The 735-nt window shown below is 68.7% G+C and carries 1 protein-coding gene; it reads right to left on the reverse strand.

The features are described 5' to 3' along the window. A protein-coding gene (locus tag IE145_RS33185; RefSeq protein ID WP_229826034.1) for an IS5 family transposase occupies positions 1 to 735 on the reverse strand; the annotation gives its coding sequence in 2 pieces (ribosomal slippage) (positions 1 to 402 and positions 402 to 735; 736 coding nt annotated over the 2 pieces). This gene is flagged as partial in the annotation.

Raw genomic sequence — 735 nt, forward strand, 5'->3', positions numbered from 1 at the left:
AGGCGAGGAAGTGGTCGGCCTTGCGTTCATAGCGTCGGTGGAGGCGGCGGCAGCCGGCGAGCCAGGCCATGGTGCGTTCGACTGTCCAGCGGTGGCGGCCCAGCCGTTGCGAGGACTCGACTCCCTTGCGGGCGATGCGGTGGGTGATGCCGCGTTCGCGCAACCATCGGCGCAGGTGGCCGTAGTCGTAGCCTTTGTCGGCGTGGAGCTTGTCGGGCTTGCGCCGTCGTCGGCCGCGGCGCGAGCGGATCGGCGGGATGCCCTTCACGAGCGGGATCAGGGCCTGGCTGTCGTGCAGGTTGGCCCCGGAAATGCCGACGGATATGGGCAGACCCGACCGTTCAGTGATCAGGTGGATCTTCGAGCCGTACTTGCCCCGGTCGACAGGATTCGGACCTGTCAGGTCCCCCTTTTCAGGGCCCGCATGTTGACCGAGTCGATCGCGCACCGCGACCAGTCCAACTCACCCCGGGCTCCGAGTTCGTCCAGGACCAGCCGGTGCAGCTTGGCCCAGACCCGGGCTTTCGACCACTCAGTGAACCGGCGGTGGGCCGTGGCACCGGACGGCCCGAACGACGCCGATGGCAACTGCTGCCACGTACACCCCGACGTCGCCACGAACACGATCGCGGCCAGCACCTCGCGGTCGCCGTGCCGACGCCGACCACCGCCCTGAGGCCGCGATGGCGCCTCCGGCACCACACACTGGAACAGTTCCCACAGCTCATCCGGCAC

This window comes from Streptomyces sindenensis, from assembly GCF_014649035.1.
Classification (GTDB): Bacteria; Actinomycetota; Actinomycetes; order Streptomycetales; family Streptomycetaceae; genus Streptomyces; species Streptomyces sindenensis.